The following is a 16,283-nucleotide window of genomic DNA, read 5'->3' as shown; positions in this document are numbered from 1 at the left end:
CTGATCTACCTGTCCTTATCGCCCAAAACCAACAGGCTAACCGTAAACCCCAAGGCCTGATTTTCCAGTTCTTGTCGGATCAAAGAGGGGTCAGGCAACTTATCGCAAATGACCACCAACCGCCCCCGAAATGCGGCCTTGCGCAGTTGAACCGCCAATTCAATCGCGTCAAATTTCGGGCCAATCAAGGGTGAGATCACCATATCAGGGCGCTCAGTGGCCAAAATTTCGGGCATTTTATCAATATTCGCCGCCATAACCATTTCCGCGGCATCAACCACCATGCGCGGCAAACGAGATGCGAGATTTGGGGGAACATCCACCAAAACCAAGTTGCGCATCTGACGCAACGCGGTGTCGTTATTCGAAGCCGATGACATCGTCCCGCACTCTCAATTCGGACATCTAAGCCCTAACGCCTAATCCATTATCCGCCGCAAAATCGTTACAGATGCAACGAATTAGAATGAAAAAGCACAAAAAAAAGGGGCGGTCGACATTTTCTGAAACTTGGCGAAGCTAAAGAGCGTATTGATTCGACCCTTTACCCCCCGAAAAGGCCCAGAAAATGACCAACACCCATTCCTTTGAGGCAATTGTGACAGCCATGTTCGATTGCGTGCCTGACCCAATGGTGCGCTTGGGGCCAAATGGTATTTTGCTCGAACAAAACGAAGAAGCTGAGGCCATGTTTGGAACATGGGCGCAAGGCCGCTCTTATGTGACACTGTTTCGCCAGCCTACTTTAGCACAGGCGATTGAGCAGGTTTTGCAATCTGGCGTCTCATCCGAGGCGGAATTTATCCAAACCAGCACCGCAGGGGCCGAGCGGTTTATCGTGCGCATCACGGCCTTGCCCGAAGCAAATCTGGGCATTGTTTTGCATTTCGAAGATGTCACCCATCTGACCGAGGTCGAAGAAATGCGCCGCGATTTTGTGGCCAATGTCAGTCACGAATTGCGCAGCCCGCTTACGGCAATTCTTGGGTTTATCGAAACACTGCGCGGGCCTGCCGCCAAAGACCCCGCAGCGCAATCGCGTTTCTTGCAGATCATGCAGGATGAAGCACAGCGGATGAACCGCCTGATCGGGGATCTTTTGTCGCTGTCACGGGTTGAATCGCAACAGCGTCAACGCCCCGATCAAGTGATTGACGTGATGCATGTTGTCTCGCGCGTGCAGGCAGCCTTGCGCCCCTTGGTCGAAGAAAGCGGCTGTCAGGTGATGATACAGCGCCCCGATGATGTCAGCACCGAATTGCGCGGCGACAGCGATCAACTGACACAGGTTTTCCGAAACCTTATTGAAAACGCCCTGAAATATGGCGGACAAAACAAGACCGTAACAATCAAGATGCGCCACGAGATGGGGCAGGGCAGCCTTAAGGGCAGGCTTTTATGTGTCGATGTCATCGATCAAGGGGAAGGAATTGATCCCTTGCACATCCCGCGCCTGACAGAGCGATTCTATCGCGTGGACAATCACCGCAGTCGCGCCATGGGGGGAACGGGTTTGGGCCTTGCGATTGTAAAACACATCGTCCAGCGCCATCGCGGGCGTTTGAAAATCACTTCGGAACAGGGGAAAGGCAGCTGCTTTTCCGTGATTCTTCCGAGCGAATAACCATCGAAATCCGCCGTTTTCCTAATGAAATGCTCAAAATTTCCAAATTTCGCAGAATTTTCACAAAATTTGGGCGATCCGAGGGCATTGTCACATAACTGTTACGTTTCTGTCACAAAAGCTTGGTGAACCACGCATAGGCAGGCCCACAAGAGCGCGGCACTGGTGCCCGTTCTGCCAACCCGAAAACCACTTGGAGTGACAGAAGAATGTCTTTCACAAAATTGACCGTTTCCGCCCTTGCCTTGGCGGCATTGTCCGCAACGGGCGCAGTCGCGCAAAGCCGTGACTATGTCAGCATCGCGGGCTCATCCACGGTTCTGCCTTATGCAAATATCGTTGCCGAAGCGTTTGGCGCTGAAACCGATTTCGCAACCCCCGTTGTTGAGGGTGGCGGTTCGTCCACTGGCCGCCGCATGCTGTGCGAAGGCGTTGGCGAAGGCACAATCGATATCGCGAACTCCTCTAGCTTGATGAAAGACTCCGAGCGCGAAGTATGCGCAGGCAACGGTGTAACCCCAATCGAAGTTCGCATTGGCTATGACGGCATCGTATTCGCCTCTGACATCAATGGCCCTTCTTTCGCTTTCACACCTGCAGATATCTACTTGGCGCTTGCCGCTGAGTTGCCTGTTGATGGCGCAATGGTTGCCAACCCAAATGCCAACTGGGCTGACGTAAATGGCGATCTTCCTTCTCAGGAAATCAACATGTTCGTTCCTGGCACGAACCACGGCACGCGCGAAGTTTTCGAAGAAAACGTGATCCTCGCAGGTTGTGAGGATACTGGCGCAGCAGAAGCAATGGCTGGTATGGGCATGGACGAAGATGCAGTTGAAGAAGCCTGCATGACCCTGCGCACCGATGGCCGTTCGGTTGATATCGAAGGCGACTATACACAGACGCTTGCAAATCTCGACAGCACCCCAACAGGTATTGGCGTATTCGGTCTGTCTTTCTATGAAAACAACACCGACCGTCTTCAGGTTGCGACTATGTCTGGCGTAACTCCAACCGTTGATGCAATTGCATCTGGCGAATACCCCGTATCGCGCCCTCTGCAGTTCTACGTCAAGCAAGAGCATATCGGCGTGATCCCAGGTTTGAAGGAATATGTTGAGTTCTTCATCTCTGACGAAATCGCAGGCCCTGGTGGCCCATTGGCTGAATACGGCCTTGTTCCTGATCCAGAATTGGCAGCGACCCAAGCAATGGTTGCAGGCCTCTAAGATCTGACGGCTTTCTAAATTCGGTCTGGGCGGTTCCACCGCCCAGATCCACCCCGCCCAAAGGGCAAAACTTAAAAGAGCAGAGCGGACGACCAAATGCCCCTGACAATCAGCATTTCGCTTGTTTTGGCCCTAATTGCAGTGCTTGCGATTGTGGGCTTTTTTATCGGGCGCGCCCGCGCGATTTCTGTCGCAAACGGGGTCGAGTCGAGCCTGCATTCACTTCCGAAACAGCATGGCATGCATGTGGTCCTTGCGGCCTCTGTGCCAGCACTGATTTTCATTATTCTCTGGTCGATTGGATCAGGGATTGCTTCGAACAGCTATACCGCTTCGATCATTGATCCCAATGCACCTGAATTGCAGTTATCCGCTGACGTTACCGATGGCTTGCCGCAGGACGAGATAGACGTCCGCCTTGCCGCGCAGCGCGATCTCTTCGTTGCGAATGTCAAAGGGTTGGCGGTTGCGATTGATGGCTATATCGCCAATGGCAACGCAACCGAAGCCGATGTTGAGGGCTGGCGTGTAGATTTCACCCCGTTGGCGCAGCGCTTGCGCGATGACGGGCAAATTATTGGCGCGAATATCTCGCAAAAAATGTTTGAGACCGCTTTGCGCCTGCGCGGCTTTAACGCCACGATCGAACTGATAGGGCGGCTCGGCGCAGTATTTTTGGCCATCGGCGGGTTTCTCTATGGTCTAAAATTGATCAACCGCGATTTCCGCGCCCGCATCTCGGTCGAGCGTTGGATTCTTGCCTTTTTGATCTTTGCCTCCACTATCGCCATTTTGACCACTGTTGGCATTCTGTCAGCCATCACATTCCCCACATTAGCCTTTTTCAAGGAATACGGGATTTTCAATTTCCTCTTTGGGATGGAGTGGGCCCCTGCAGGTGATGTTGCAGGCGCGCCTGAGGGGCCAGATGGCAGCTATGTCTCGGCGCTTGGCTTTTTGCCTTTGATATGGGGCACGCTTTACATTGCGCTTGTGGCACTTTTGGTTGCGGTTCCCTTAGGCCTCTCTGCGGCAATCTACCTGTCGGAATTCGCCCCAAGCGCGCTACGCGCCACGATCAAACCCGCGCTAGAGATCCTCGCGGGGATCCCGACAATCGTTTATGGTATCTTCGCCCTTGTGACAGTCGGCCCGTTTTTGCAGGCGGTGGTGGGGTCAACGATTATGCCCAACACGGTCTCTGTTCTGACCGCAGGCGTGGTGATGGGGATGATGTTGGTGCCGTTCGTCTCGTCATTGTCCGATGATGTGATCAATGCCGTGCCACAGGCGATGCGGGATGGCTCGCTTGGTCTGGGGGCGACACCCGCGGAAACGGTGACCAAGGTGATCTTGCCTGCCGCGCTGCCTGGCATTGTGGGCGCCATCGTTTTGGCCGCGTCCCGCGCGATTGGGGAAACCATGATTGTGGTTCTGGCCGCAGGCGCGCTGTCTTCGGTCACAGGGTTGGAGCCAAACCCATTCGGGGCGGTTGTGACTGTGACAACCCGCATTGTGGCCGTTCTCACGGGCGAGGGGTCAGGGTTCGACTCGATTGATGTTCTGGCGGTTTTCGCGCTGGCCTTTACACTCTTCTTCGTCACGCTGGGGTTGAACCTGCTCGCACAGCGGATTGTTGCCAAATATCGGGAGCAGTATGACTGATGACTGATCTGTCCAACCCCTCTGATCTGCCAAAGCGCAGGATGCAATCGTTGTATGCCCGCTCAGAACAGGTGCAAAAGCGCCACCAAAAGGGTCTTGCGCTGCGGATTCTTGGCATCTCGGCCATCACAGTGGTTTTGTTTTTCCTATGTGTGCTTCTGTGGTCAATCGTCTCGCGCGGCATTCCCGCGCTCTGGCAATATCAAGCCGAGATTGAACTCTATTACGACCCTGCAATTCTGAATGAAAACGGGGGCGAAGTTACGCCAGAGGAACTCGCTGACGTCAGCCTGCGCTCGGGGTTTGAGCGCGGGATTTACGCAAACTCTCTCAAGGCCACAATTGAGGCCGCAGGGATTGACGTCATGGCCACTGTGACCGCGCGCTACGCTGACCGTGCGGAGGAAATTCTTGCCCAAGCAGGGCTCATGGATGGGGCAGGGGTGCCTCTGTCGGATCTGCGAAACGGTGCTGTTGCAGGGGGTGATGTCGCCCGTATCTTCGGCCAAGCGGGCAGCGCTTTGCGCGGGGCACAATCTGCCCTTGAGGGCGACGATGTCGCGGCCGCAAATACCGCGCTTGAGGCCGCCGTTACGGCCCTTTCTGGTGCGGGCTTTGCATCTGCCGCGTCACAGGTTCAGGCCATTGCCGATGGGATCACGGTTGATGCCATGCCCGCTGCCGCCGCCGCATTGGCGCAAACAGGCCTGCAATCTGCCTTACTCGATGCCGCAGGTCTGATGCGCCAACCCGCTGAATTTGATGATGCGGCCTTGGCCTCGATGATCTATGCCGCCAATCGCCGTGATACGCGTGATTACCTCGTAGCTAATCCCAATCTGGTCGGCGAAACTGAATTCACAGGCGTGCCTGTTGCAATCTCGCTCACCCGCTATCTGACGGGTGAATTGCAAGGCCGCGGTCAGGCCGATATGCCACCTGGTTTTGGATTGGGTCATCTGGCCATGGCGGATGCAATGGTTGAGGCCGACATCATCAATCGCCATTTCCATTGGAAATTCTTCACCAATCTTTACTCGCAAAGCGGTGAGATTACGGGGATCGGCCCTGCCTTGATGGGCTCGCTCTATATGATGCTGGTGGTGTTGGTGTTCTCGCTGATTTTTGGGGTCGCAGCCTCGATTTATCTTGAGGAATTCGCGCCCAAAAACAAATTCACCGATTTCATCGAGATCAACATTGCCAACCTTGCGGCGGTGCCGTCCATCGTGTTCGGTATCCTTGGGGCCGCAATTTTGTTCGCGCTGACGGATCTTGGAATTACAACCTCCATTCGCGGCACGGCCTTGCTTGGTGGCTTTGTTCTGTCTTTGATGACACTGCCCACCATTGTGATCGCGACCCGCGCGGCCCTCAAGGCGGTGCCGCCTTCAATCCGCGAAGCAGCCCTTGGGGTAGGGGCCTCGAAGGTGCAGGCCATGTTCCACCATATTCTGCCCCTCGCAGCGCCTGGCATTCTAACGGGCACGATTATCGGTATCGCGCAGGCCCTTGGGGAAACCGCACCTTTGCTGTTGATTGGTCTGTCTGTATCAACGGGCGCGGATCTGCTATCCTCGCCCTTCAGCGGGGGTCTGTTGGAGCAGACACAATCGATGCCAACGGTTGTTTACCTTTTGGCACAAAATGAAGATGCGCCTGTGCGCGAAGGTTTGGCACAATCCGCGATTATCGTGATGCTGGCCCTTCTGTTCTTGTTGAACTTCCTCGCCATTATCCTGCGCCGTAAATTCGAGCGGAGGTGGTAAGTCATGGAGACGAAAGTGAATAATATGCAACTCGACACCCGTATTGCAGGCGAGGATGCCATCAAGATCGCCGCGCGCAATGTGCAGGTCTATTATGGCGACACCCATGCGATTAAGGATGTGAATGTCGACATTCTCGATAAAACTGTGACCGCCTTTATTGGGCCGTCAGGCTGTGGAAAATCGACCTTTCTGCGCTGCTTGAACCGCATGAATGACACCATCTCGATTGCGCGTATTGAGGGCGATATTCGCATTGATGGCGAGGATATTTACGACCGCCGCGTTGACCCTGTGCAATTGCGCGCCAAGGTGGGGATGGTGTTCCAAAAACCAAACCCGTTTCCGAAATCCATTTACGAAAACGTGGCCTATGGCCCGCGCATTCACGGCTTGGCCCGCAGCAAGGCTGATCTAGACGAGATTGTCGAAAAAAGTTTGCGCCGTGCGGCCCTGTGGGATGAGGTGAAAGACCGCCTTGATGCCCCGGGAACGGGTCTATCGGGCGGGCAGCAGCAGCGCCTTTGTATCGGGCGGGCTGTGGCCACCAACCCTGAGATTTTGTTGATGGACGAGCCTTGTTCAGCGCTTGACCCTATCGCGACCGCGCAGGTGGAAGAATTGATTGACGAGCTGCGCAGCAATTATTCGGTCGTGATTGTAACCCACTCGATGCAACAGGCCGCACGCGTCAGCCAAAAGACCGCGTTTTTCCACCTAGGAAACTTGGTTGAATTTGACGACACCTCAAAGATTTTCACCAATCCCGAAGACCCGCGCACCGAAAGCTATATCACGGGCCGTATCGGCTAATTCTCGGCTTGGAAGGGCTGCCATGAACACGAATGAACATATCGTTTCCTCATTTGACCGCGACCTAGAGAGCATTCAGGCGGGGATCATGAAGATGGGCGGGTTGGTCGAGGACTCGATCCATAAATCGGTCTTGGCTTTGGACACGCGCGACCCTGAACTGGCCGATCTGGTGCGGGCAGGGGACGCGGCCATTGATGCCTTGGAAACCCAAGTGAACGAGGAAGCCGCGCGCATTTTGGCCTTGCGCTCGCCGACAGCGTCCGATTTGCGCACGGTGCTTTCTGTTTTCCGCGTCTCGACCAATTTGGAACGGATTGGGGATTATTCCAAAAACATCGCCAAGCGCAGCCATGCGGTGATGGCGCAGCCCCCGATTGAGGGCGCAACTGCCTCACTGCGCCGAATGGCGCGCGAGGTGGAACTGATGCTTAAAGATGTGCTTGATGCCTATATCCAACGGGATCTGGGCTTGGCCGAAGATGTGCGCGAGCGCGATCTTGAAATTGATCAGATTTATTCTGCACTTTTCCGCGAATATCTGACCTTTATGATGGAAGATCCAAGATCAATTACGGCCTGTATGCATTTGCATTTTATGGCAAAAAATATTGAGCGCATGGGGGATCACGTCACCTCGATTGCAGAGCAGGTGGTCTATCTCGTAACAGGCGCAATGCCTGAGGATATCCGCCCCAAGCAAGATGTGATCTCTGAATCCTCTAACAAGTCGTAATCCAACAAAAAAGTAGCGTAACATGGCACATTCCCCCGTAATTTTGGTTGTCGAAGACGAACCCGCACAGCGCGAGGTTTTGGCCTATAATATCGCGGCCGAAGGGTTTGACGTGCTGACCGCCGATAGCGGTGATGAGGCATTGCTTATCGCGCGCGAAACACCGCCCGATTTGATTATCTTGGATTGGATGCTGCCCAATGTGTCAGGCATCGAAGTGTGTCGTCAGTTAAAGTCAGGCACGCAAACGGCGCGGATACCTGTGATCATGCTTTCTGCGCGATCCGAAGAGGTCGACAAAATTCGCGGCCTTGAGACGGGCGCAGATGACTATGTCACGAAACCTTATTCCTTGGCCGAACTTCTGGCCCGCACCCGCAGCCAGTTGCGCCGCACACGGCCATCTTCGGTGGGGGAGACATTGGAATATGAGGATATCAAACTCGACACCAGCGCACATCGCGCATTCCGCGGTGAAGCACAGATTAATCTTGGGCCGACTGAGTTTCGTTTGCTGACCGCCTTCATGGAACGTCCTGGTCGCGTTTGGAGCCGTGAACAATTACTCGACCGCGTCTGGGGCCGCGATATCTATGTCGACAGTCGCACAGTCGATGTTCATGTTGGCCGTCTGCGCAAGGCGCTGCGAGGCGGGGGCGAGGGCGACCCAATTCGCACTGTGCGCGGCGCCGGATACGCTCTTGGGTGATCAGAGGGGCGCGAGATTTTGCGCCCATCCATTTATCCGATAATCATGATTATGTTAATTATTGTAATGCGGAAACACGCAGGATCACTTCAATAAAGCAACGCAACCACCTAATTTAACGAAGAAATAATATTCGCTCGACAGCCATCCCCCCGCGCAGATACATTCAATTCGCTAAACTTGGGGGTTGTTATGGTTGATGCACGAACTGCGCGTTACTTAGCCTGCGCTGATGCCGAGAGCTTGGTCACGCTTCATCAAGAGATGCTGACGTCTTACGGCTTTCGCTGTTTCATATATGCCACCAACCCAATTGCTGCTGAATTTGGCAAAACGGGTCACGCGCATGACAACCGTATCCTGCACAACTGCCCTAAAACGTTGGTTGCGGGCTATGTTGGCGAAAATCTCTATCGCGTCTGTCCTATCGTCAAATGGGCCATGTCCAACACTGGTGCAGAACCTTGGACACATCTGTCATCAGCGACACCTGATGGAACCGCGTTATCTCGTGCCGAGCGCGAATTATATGAGCTTTTTGCGGCTCACGCGATTACAGCGGGATATACAGTTTCGCTGCCACAGCGCCACCATGCGGCAAATGCGGAATTCGGATTGATCGGCGCAGAACATATGACCCAAGAGGCACTTATCGACATCTGGGATGAATATGGTGCAGCTATCTTTGGCTATTGTCATCTGTTTCACCTATGCGCCACTGCACTGCCCGTATCGCCACATTTGCGAATCCTAACCGAACGACAGCGCGAAGCGTTGGAATTGGTAATCAAGGGACGCACCATGCGCGAGATAGCCTTTGCCATGGGGATAAATGTAACAACGGTTGAGAAACATCTACGCGGCGCACGAGATGTGCTACAGGCTGACACAACTGCGCAAGCCGCCGCTAAGGCACTGGTTTTAAATCAAATTTTTATTTGAGATTGATCGCAGAGCAAGTTTATTAACCAATTTTTAACCTATCTCACAGTTGCGTGACCATGGTCAGCCCTGAGGAATTCCTCAGTGTCGAATGTTCTTAAATTGAATATAATAACGCTATGTGTCGCGCGGTGTCCCCCGCAGGCACATACAGGTTGTACCTAGAGCAACCTGTCAGTCCCGCGTCCCCAAATTAAAAGCGGGCTGTTGGCGGCGTCATTCATGTCCCTGAGTGACGCCGTTTTCATTTAACAAGAAAAAAGGCAGGGGTTGCCCCCTGCCCTTCATTGTTTCGCAATTTGGTGCGGAGTTAGCCTTGGACGGCCTTCGCAACTTCTGCGGCGAAATCTTCTTTTTCCACCACAATGCCTTCACCAACCTCAAGGCGCACAAACCCTGTCAGCTCAACACCCGCTTCTTTCGCTGCAGCCGCGACAGTCAAGTCTGGGTTGATGACGAAGGCTTGGTTCACCAAGGTTACTTCGGAGAGGAATTTCTGCATACGGCCTTCGATCATCTTCTCGATGACAGCCTCTGGCTTGCCAGATTCACGCGCGATGTCGATTTGCACCTGACGCTCTTTTTCCACAATCGCAGGATCCAGATCATCCGTAGACAAGGATGCAGGGTTCACTGCTGCAACATGCATCGCCACCTGACGGGCAAAACCTTCATCGGTGCCATTGAACGCGACAAGAACGCCGATCTTGCCCATGCCATCAGCCGCGGCGTTGTGCACATAAGACACAACCGTCTGGCCCGACAATTTTGCCATGCGGCGCAGCGCCATGTTTTCACCGATTTTCGCAATCGCATCGGTGATCACTGTTTCAACAGGCTTGCCGCCCATATCCGCAGCTTTCAACGCATCTACATCATCCACGTCAAGCGCCGCTTGCGCGATGCTTGCAACCATGGATTGGAATTCAGCGTTTTTCGCAACGAAATCGGTTTCCGAGTTCACTTCAACCGCAACCGCGCTGCCGTTTGAAACAGCAACAGCAACCAAACCTTCGGCCGCAGTGCGACCAGATTTCTTGGCCGCCTTCGCCAAACCTTTGGTGCGCAACCAGTCAATCGCGGCGTCAAAATCGCCATCGGTTTCGGTCAGCGCTTTTTTTGCGTCCATCATGCCTGCGCCAGTTGCTTCGCGCAGGTCTTTTACCATTGCAGCTGTAATTGCCATGGTGAGAATCTCCTGATTTGTAAGTCAGGCGGGGATATGCCCCGCCGATATGTCACAGATATGTCAGTCGAGCGGGAAAGGCGCGCTTCCCCGCCAAACTTAGAACCCCTTAGGCAGAAGCGTCTTCTGCGGCTTCTTCAGCAGGTGCTGCTTCGGCCAAGGTTTCTTCGACAGTCTCTTCCATTGCGCCAAGGTCAACGCCAGCTGCATCCATCTGCGCGCTCATCCCATCAAGGGCTGCGCGCGAGATCAGATCACAGTAAAGGCTGATGGCACGCGCCGCGTCATCATTTCCAGGAATGACGTAATCCACGCCTGCGGGCGAACAGTTGCTATCAACAACCGCCACAACGGGAATGCCCAGCTTGTTGGCTTCGGCAATGGCGAGGTCTTCTTTGTTGACGTCAATCACAAAGATCAGATCAGGCAGGCCGCCCATTTCGCGGATACCGCCAAGCGAGGCTTGCAGCTTCGCCTGATCGCGCTCCATGCCAAGACGCTCTTTCTTGGTCAGGCCCTCAATACCATTTTGCATCGCTTCATCAATCTCGTTCAAACGCTTGATCGAGTTGGAAACAGTCTGCCAATTGGTCAGCGTGCCGCCCAACCAACGGTGGTTCATGTAATACTGTGCGCAACGCTCTGCCGCTTCGGCAATGGGGCGCTGTGCCTGACGCTTGGTGCCTACGAACAAGATGCTGCCGCCTTTGGCAACAGTTTCGCGCACAGCAACCAAAGCCTGCTCAAGCAGGTCAACAGTCTGGGTCAGGTCAAGAATGTGAATCCCATTGCGGTCGCCGTAGATATACGGAGCCATGCGAGGGTTCCAACGATGGGTCTGGTGACCAAAGTGAACGCCAGCTTCCAAAAGCTGACGCAAAGAAAAATCAGGAAGCGCCATAATAGTTTCCTTTCCGGTTTGCGCCTGAGCGAGGGATCAGGGGCCGTGCCCCAACCGGTGGATCGATAGGGATGTCTCCCCTATGCGACCCGCCCTCGCCTGTGAATTGCCCTTTCGGACAGGCGCGCTTTAGGGCATTTTCCCCCTGCCCGCAAGGGCCATCTGCAACAGCACTGCTGGGGCATAGACGTAGGCCGATAGGCGGGATAGAGACGCAGCCATGACAAAAAACAGCATTATCTGCATCGGATCGGTTCTGTGGGACGTGATTGGTCGCACAGATACGGCAATGGCCCTTGAGGATGATGTTGCGGGGCGTGTTACGCGCATCCCTGGCGGGGTGGCGTTGAATATTGCCATCGGGCTTGCCGCCTATGGGATGCAGCCCGTTTTGCTGACCATGATCGGGCGTGATGCCGAAGGCGCGGATTTGCTGGCCTTTTGCGAAAAGCGCGGCATGAATTGCGACCATGTTTTTCGCAGCTCTGAATGGCCGACCGACCACTACATGGCGATTGAGGCGCAAGGCCAAGTGATGGCTGCCATCGCCGATGCACATGGCCTTGAGGCCGCAGGCGCGCAGATTTTAGCCCCCCTAGAGCATGGCCCCTTGGGGGATGCCGCGGCCCCCTATCAAGGCGTAGTGGCGCTTGATGGCAATTTGACCGAGGCGCTTTTGGCTTATATTGCGGATGCCCCTGCCTTTCAGGCGGCGGATTTACGCATTGCGCCCGCATCACCCGGCAAGGCCACGCGTCTTTGCCCGCTTTTGCATCACCCAATGGCAAGCCTTTATGTCAACCGCCGTGAGGCCTGTTTGATTGCAGGGCAAGCGCCTGACCTCTCGGCCACAGAGGCCGCAGATGCGCTGATCGCGGCGGGGGCGGCGCGCGTGATCGTGACCGATGGTGCGGGCCTGACTGTAGACGCCAAGGCGGGTGCCGAAAAAGTAACGGGCACGCCACCACAGGTCACCGCCACCCGCGCGACAGGTGCAGGGGATCGGTTCATGGCCGCCCATATCGCCGCCGAAACCGGTGGTGCATCGCGTCAAGAGGCGCAAATGTTTGCACTCAACGAAGCCGCCGCTTATGTGGCGGGAAAGGATTAAGCATGCTTCCCCTCACCATAGCCCCGGATGTTGCGCATGCCCTAAAGACAGGCGGCGCTGTGGTTGCCCTTGAAAGCACCATCATCACCCATGGCATGCCCTACCCCGCCAATTTTGAAACCGCACAGGCCGTTGAGGCCGAAATTCGAGATCAGGGTGCGGTGCCTGCCACAATCGCAGTGGTTCAGGGGGAAATTAAAATTGGGCTTTCCGAGGCAGAGTTGCGCAACCTTGCGCAGGTCACGGGGGCTGCAAAACTTTCGCGGGCTGATTTGGCGGCGGCGCTTGTTCTTGGCCAGACAGGTGGCACCACAGTGGCCGCAACCATGATCTGCGCCCATCTTGCAGGCATTCGCGTGTTTGCTACGGGGGGCATTGGGGGCGTGCATCGCGGGGCGGAGCACAGTTTTGACATCTCTGCCGATTTGCCAGAACTGGCCGAAACGCCTGTGACGGTGGTCTGTGCGGGGGCAAAGGCCATTTTAGATTTGCCCAAAACATTTGAAACGCTCGAAACATTGGGCGTGCCTGTCATTGCCTATGGCCAAGAGATGATCCCTGCCTTTTGGTCACGCGACAGTGGCATTCGCGCGCCCCTGCAAATGAACAGCCCCCAAGAGATCGCCCGCGCCCATCTGATGCGCGGGACATTGGGGCTGAATGGCGGGCAATTGGTTACAAACCCAATTCCTCAGGCGGATGAAATCACCGCCGAAACCCTTGCGCCTGTGATCGAAAATGCGGTGCGCAAGGCCGATGCACAGAACATCACCGCAAAGGCACTGACCCCCTTTCTTCTCGCTGAAATTCTAGAGGCCACCCAAGGGGCAAGCCTTGCAGCCAATATTGCCCTGATCCGTAACAATGCGCGCCTTGGCGCGCAGATTGCGCTGGCCATGGCAATGGAACCCTGACGACCCCGCCGCCCCTTGCCTCTTGTAAGGTTAACGAAACCCCCTTACATCTGATCAACACAGATTTAACGGTTCCCCAACGCGCCCCCGCATCATGCAATTGCCCGAAAATCCCAAACCCCCACGCCGCGGCATCTTGGCCGCCCTACGCAATAATTTCTTTACAGGCGTGGTGGTCATTGCCCCGATTGCGGTGACCATTTGGTTGGTCTGGACGCTGATCGGATGGATCGACAGTTGGGTTTTGCCCTTTATTCCAGGCCGCTATAACCCGCTTTTTTTGATCCAACATTATACGGGCCTTCAGGTTGATATTCGCGGCCTTGGCGTGGCGACCTTCCTCGTTTTTGCGGTGATTGTTGGCTGGATTGCCAAGGGCCTCATTGGCCGCTCGCTGATCCGTTGGGCCGAAAGTTTGGTTTTGTCGATCCCGCTTGTGCGCTCTGTCTATTCAGGGCTGAAACAGATTGTCGAAACTGTTTTGGCACAAGGCGAGCAGAATTTTGACCGCGCCTGCATGGTCGAATATCCGCGCAAAGGTATCTGGGCCATCGCCTTTGTCTCGACCAAGGCCAAAGGCGAAGTAGCCGAAAAGCTTGGCGATGATCTGATTTCCGTGTTTTTGCCCACTACACCAAATCCGACATCAGGCTTTTTGCTCTTTGTGCCTCGCAAGGACACGATTGAACTGGATATGACTGTCGAGGACGCAGCAAAGCTGATCATTTCCGCGGGGCTTGTCTACCCTAATGGAAAGGATGCAAAAAAAGCGGTCGAGGCTATGGCCGCGTCCAAGACCGCAAAATAGACCCGCGACCGCATCAGCCTAAAACACTAAAAAAGGGCGGCTCTTCGACCGCCCCTTTTTTTATTGCGCCTCTACCCACCAGACATCGGGCTGCCATCCGATCCAATCGCCATAAATCGGGATGTAGTCGGGGAATTTCAGCTCTGCATTATGCGCCAAGCGGCTGATTGGCGAATACCAAAATGGGATCACATAACGCTCGCTCATCAGCACGCGATCCAACGCGTGGACAGCCGCGCGGTAATCCTCTTGATTTGCCGAGGTCAACATTTGGTCAATCATCGCCTCAATCGCAGGATGGCAGGCCCCCATCAAATTGCGTGATCCTGTGGTTTCCGCCAAATCACAGCCCCAATAAAGCCGCTGCTCATTGCCCGGGCTTAGCGACAGACCGCGGGTGATATCGGTCATATCAAAGTCGAAATTATCAATCCGTTCGCGATATTGTGCGCTGTCAACAGTTGTGACTGTGGGAACAATCCCAAGCCGTGCCAAAGCCTCGACATAGATATTCACGATGGATTGCATCTCGGTCGACCCTTGGGAGAGCAGAATATCAAAGGTAAAAGGCGCCCCTTCAGGCGTCTGCATCACGCCATTTTCAACGCGATATCCTGCCTCCTCAAGCAGCGCCATTGCGCGGCGAATGCCTGCGCGATTGGCCTCGGTGCTATCGGTTTGTGGCAGGGCATAGCCCTCAAGCGCCCCTTGCAGCAAATCCGCCTCAAACGGCGCAAGGAACTCGGCCACACGGCCCGTGGCCGCCCCATCGCGCATGCCCAAGGGCGAGTTTGAGAAATAAGAGGTAATCCGCGGCTCGACCCCGCCATTCAAGGTGAGATTGATATATTCGAAATTAAAGGCTTGGATCATCGCCTCGCGGACGCGCCAATCGGAAAAGGCCGCGCGGCGCGTGTTCATCACCAACCCATTCATTCCAGAGGGGCGCTGATGCGGCACTTCGGAAAGAATAACCTCGCCTGATTGCACGCGGGGGAATTGATAATTCTCAGCCCAATTTGCCGCGTTTGTTTCGCGCATTGTCGTCACGATACCCGCTTTGAACGCCTCAAACATCGCATTGCCATCGGCAAAGAATTCCAAGCGGATTTCATCAATCACATTGGTGCCACGGCGCACGGGCAAGTCCGCCCCCCAATAATCAGGATTACGGCGTAAGGACACAAAACGCCCCGCCTCGAAATCATCAACCACATAAGGGGCCGAAGCGATGGGGATCACATCCAAACCTGAGGCCTGAAAATCTTGCCCGTCCCATTGCGCCTTTTTCAAAATGGGGCGCAGGCCCATGATCAGCGCCATTTCACGATCAGCTTCCTTGAACGTGATCCGCAAGCGGCGCTCATCAAGCGCCTCGATTGTTTCGACATTCTGCCACGCATTCAGATAGCGCGGATGCCCTTCGGTGCCCAAAGTCTCGTATGACCAAATCACATCTTCCATTGTGACAGGGCTGTTATCCGAGAATCGCGCCGCAGGGTTAAGCGTGAACTCAACCCAAAACCCCGCAGGATCAACCTCTACCGATTCGGCCAACAGGCCGTAAAGCGTGAACGGTTCGTCCCAAGAGCGGATCAAAAGCGATTCATATGCCAAGAACCGCAATTGCCATGGCGTGCTGCCCAAACGGATATGCGGGTTGAGGCTGTCAAAGCCCCCAACCTCGCCTGTCACGATCCGCCCGCCTGTCGGCGCATCTGGATTTGCATAGGGCAAATGCACAAAATCTGGTGGGAGGGCAGGCTCGCCATACATAGCAATGCCATGTTGCGGTTCGGCATGTGCGGTTGACACAGCGACAATCGCGGCCACCACCCATACCCCCAAACGTGTGAAACAAACTCGTGCCATTTTG

General features: G+C 54.9%; 15 protein-coding genes. 11 read left to right on the top strand and 4 right to left on the bottom strand.

The window, feature by feature from the left end:
• Positions 1-5 precede the first annotated feature (5 nt).
• On the bottom strand, positions 6-380 hold the full coding sequence (locus RYZ18_RS01620) for a hypothetical protein (protein WP_317654641.1): 375 nt from the start codon (positions 378-380) through the stop codon (positions 6-8).
• 188 nt (positions 381-568) lie between these two features.
• Here RYZ18_RS01620 and RYZ18_RS01615 point away from each other — a divergent pair, with 188 nt between their 5' ends.
• From RYZ18_RS01615 to RYZ18_RS01580, 8 genes are all read left to right on the top strand, one after another.
• A complete protein-coding gene (locus RYZ18_RS01615; RefSeq protein WP_317654640.1) occupies positions 569-1,624 on the top strand; it encodes an ATP-binding protein in 1,056 nt (351 codons plus the stop codon).
• 209 nt (positions 1,625-1,833) lie between these two features.
• On the top strand, positions 1,834-2,853 hold the full coding sequence (locus RYZ18_RS01610) for a PstS family phosphate ABC transporter substrate-binding protein (RefSeq protein WP_317654639.1): 1,020 nt from the start codon (positions 1,834-1,836) through the stop codon (positions 2,851-2,853).
• Between the two features lie 96 nt (positions 2,854-2,949).
• Positions 2,950-4,518, top strand: coding sequence for a phosphate ABC transporter permease subunit PstC (pstC, locus tag RYZ18_RS01605; RefSeq protein WP_317654638.1), 1,569 nt, complete (start codon positions 2,950-2,952; stop codon positions 4,516-4,518).
• Entirely contained in the window at positions 4,518-6,287 is a 1,770-nt protein-coding gene (gene pstA / locus RYZ18_RS01600; protein WP_317654637.1) for a phosphate ABC transporter permease PstA, read from the top strand. Before pstC ends, pstA begins: the two co-directional genes overlap by 1 nt.
• Positions 6,288-6,290: 3 nt before the next feature.
• Positions 6,291-7,100: a phosphate ABC transporter ATP-binding protein PstB gene (pstB, locus tag RYZ18_RS01595; RefSeq protein WP_411567067.1), complete on the top strand. Its 810-nt coding sequence runs from the start codon at positions 6,291-6,293 to the stop codon at positions 7,098-7,100.
• 22 nt (positions 7,101-7,122) lie between these two features.
• Complete coding sequence (phoU, locus tag RYZ18_RS01590; RefSeq protein ID WP_317654636.1) at positions 7,123-7,836, top strand: phosphate signaling complex protein PhoU; 714 nt, start codon at positions 7,123-7,125, stop codon at positions 7,834-7,836.
• 22 nt (positions 7,837-7,858) lie between these two features.
• The gene (phoB, locus tag RYZ18_RS01585) at positions 7,859-8,545 is read left to right on the top strand and encodes a phosphate regulon transcriptional regulator PhoB (protein WP_317654635.1); all 687 of its coding nucleotides are present in this window, start codon (positions 7,859-7,861) and stop codon (positions 8,543-8,545) included.
• Between the two features lie 192 nt (positions 8,546-8,737).
• The gene (locus RYZ18_RS01580) at positions 8,738-9,487 is read left to right on the top strand and encodes a helix-turn-helix transcriptional regulator (protein ID WP_317654634.1); all 750 of its coding nucleotides are present in this window, start codon (positions 8,738-8,740) and stop codon (positions 9,485-9,487) included.
• A 310-nt stretch (positions 9,488-9,797) separates the two neighbouring features.
• Here RYZ18_RS01580 and tsf read toward each other — a convergent pair whose 3' ends face one another.
• A complete protein-coding gene (gene tsf / locus RYZ18_RS01575) occupies positions 9,798-10,673 on the bottom strand; it encodes a translation elongation factor Ts (protein ID WP_317654633.1) in 876 nt (291 codons plus the stop codon).
• Between the two features lie 109 nt (positions 10,674-10,782).
• On the bottom strand, positions 10,783-11,574 hold the full coding sequence (rpsB, locus tag RYZ18_RS01570) for a 30S ribosomal protein S2 (protein WP_317654632.1): 792 nt from the start codon (positions 11,572-11,574) through the stop codon (positions 10,783-10,785).
• Between the two features lie 220 nt (positions 11,575-11,794).
• Between rpsB and RYZ18_RS01565 the strand changes: the two genes are divergently transcribed.
• The 3 genes from RYZ18_RS01565 (at position 11,795) to RYZ18_RS01555 (ending at position 14,407) form a co-directional block, all read left to right on the top strand.
• A complete protein-coding gene (locus RYZ18_RS01565; protein WP_317654631.1) occupies positions 11,795-12,685 on the top strand; it encodes a PfkB family carbohydrate kinase in 891 nt (296 codons plus the stop codon).
• A gap of 2 nt (positions 12,686-12,687) precedes the next feature.
• Positions 12,688-13,599: a pseudouridine-5'-phosphate glycosidase gene (locus RYZ18_RS01560; RefSeq protein WP_317654630.1), complete on the top strand. Its 912-nt coding sequence runs from the start codon at positions 12,688-12,690 to the stop codon at positions 13,597-13,599.
• 94 nt (positions 13,600-13,693) lie between these two features.
• On the top strand, positions 13,694-14,407 hold the full coding sequence (locus RYZ18_RS01555; protein ID WP_317654629.1) for a DUF502 domain-containing protein: 714 nt from the start codon (positions 13,694-13,696) through the stop codon (positions 14,405-14,407).
• A gap of 60 nt (positions 14,408-14,467) precedes the next feature.
• Here RYZ18_RS01555 and RYZ18_RS01550 read toward each other — a convergent pair whose 3' ends face one another.
• Complete coding sequence (locus RYZ18_RS01550) at positions 14,468-16,279, bottom strand: extracellular solute-binding protein (protein ID WP_317654628.1); 1,812 nt, start codon at positions 16,277-16,279, stop codon at positions 14,468-14,470.
• Positions 16,280-16,283: the final 4 nt, after the last annotated feature.

This window comes from Roseovarius sp. 10 (genome assembly GCF_033100315.1).
GTDB lineage: Bacteria > Pseudomonadota > Alphaproteobacteria > Rhodobacterales > Rhodobacteraceae > M30B80.
Note: the sequence above shows the minus strand (reverse complement) of the source record. Positions and strands in the feature narration are given on the sequence as shown.

What these genes read in the sequence shown, in the direction of transcription:
- RYZ18_RS01620 (WP_317654641.1), bottom strand. Translation starts at nt 380, where the DNA reads ATGTCATCGGCTTCGAATAACGACACCGCGTTGCGTCAGATGCGCAAC.
- RYZ18_RS01615 (WP_317654640.1), top strand. Translation starts at nt 569, where the DNA reads ATGACCAACACCCATTCCTTTGAGGCAATTGTGACAGCCATGTTCGAT.
- RYZ18_RS01610 (WP_317654639.1), top strand. Translation starts at nt 1,834, where the DNA reads ATGTCTTTCACAAAATTGACCGTTTCCGCCCTTGCCTTGGCGGCATTG.
- pstC (WP_317654638.1), top strand. Translation starts at nt 2,950, where the DNA reads ATGCCCCTGACAATCAGCATTTCGCTTGTTTTGGCCCTAATTGCAGTG.
- pstA (WP_317654637.1), top strand. Translation starts at nt 4,518, where the DNA reads ATGACTGATCTGTCCAACCCCTCTGATCTGCCAAAGCGCAGGATGCAA.
- pstB (WP_411567067.1), top strand. Translation starts at nt 6,291, where the DNA reads ATGGAGACGAAAGTGAATAATATGCAACTCGACACCCGTATTGCAGGC.
- phoU (WP_317654636.1), top strand. Translation starts at nt 7,123, where the DNA reads ATGAACACGAATGAACATATCGTTTCCTCATTTGACCGCGACCTAGAG.
- phoB (WP_317654635.1), top strand. Translation starts at nt 7,859, where the DNA reads ATGGCACATTCCCCCGTAATTTTGGTTGTCGAAGACGAACCCGCACAG.
- RYZ18_RS01580 (WP_317654634.1), top strand. Translation starts at nt 8,738, where the DNA reads ATGGTTGATGCACGAACTGCGCGTTACTTAGCCTGCGCTGATGCCGAG.
- tsf (WP_317654633.1), bottom strand. Translation starts at nt 10,673, where the DNA reads ATGGCAATTACAGCTGCAATGGTAAAAGACCTGCGCGAAGCAACTGGC.
- rpsB (WP_317654632.1), bottom strand. Translation starts at nt 11,574, where the DNA reads ATGGCGCTTCCTGATTTTTCTTTGCGTCAGCTTTTGGAAGCTGGCGTT.
- RYZ18_RS01565 (WP_317654631.1), top strand. Translation starts at nt 11,795, where the DNA reads ATGACAAAAAACAGCATTATCTGCATCGGATCGGTTCTGTGGGACGTG.
- RYZ18_RS01560 (WP_317654630.1), top strand. Translation starts at nt 12,688, where the DNA reads ATGCTTCCCCTCACCATAGCCCCGGATGTTGCGCATGCCCTAAAGACA.
- RYZ18_RS01555 (WP_317654629.1), top strand. Translation starts at nt 13,694, where the DNA reads ATGCAATTGCCCGAAAATCCCAAACCCCCACGCCGCGGCATCTTGGCC.
- RYZ18_RS01550 (WP_317654628.1), bottom strand. Translation starts at nt 16,279, where the DNA reads ATGGCACGAGTTTGTTTCACACGTTTGGGGGTATGGGTGGTGGCCGCG.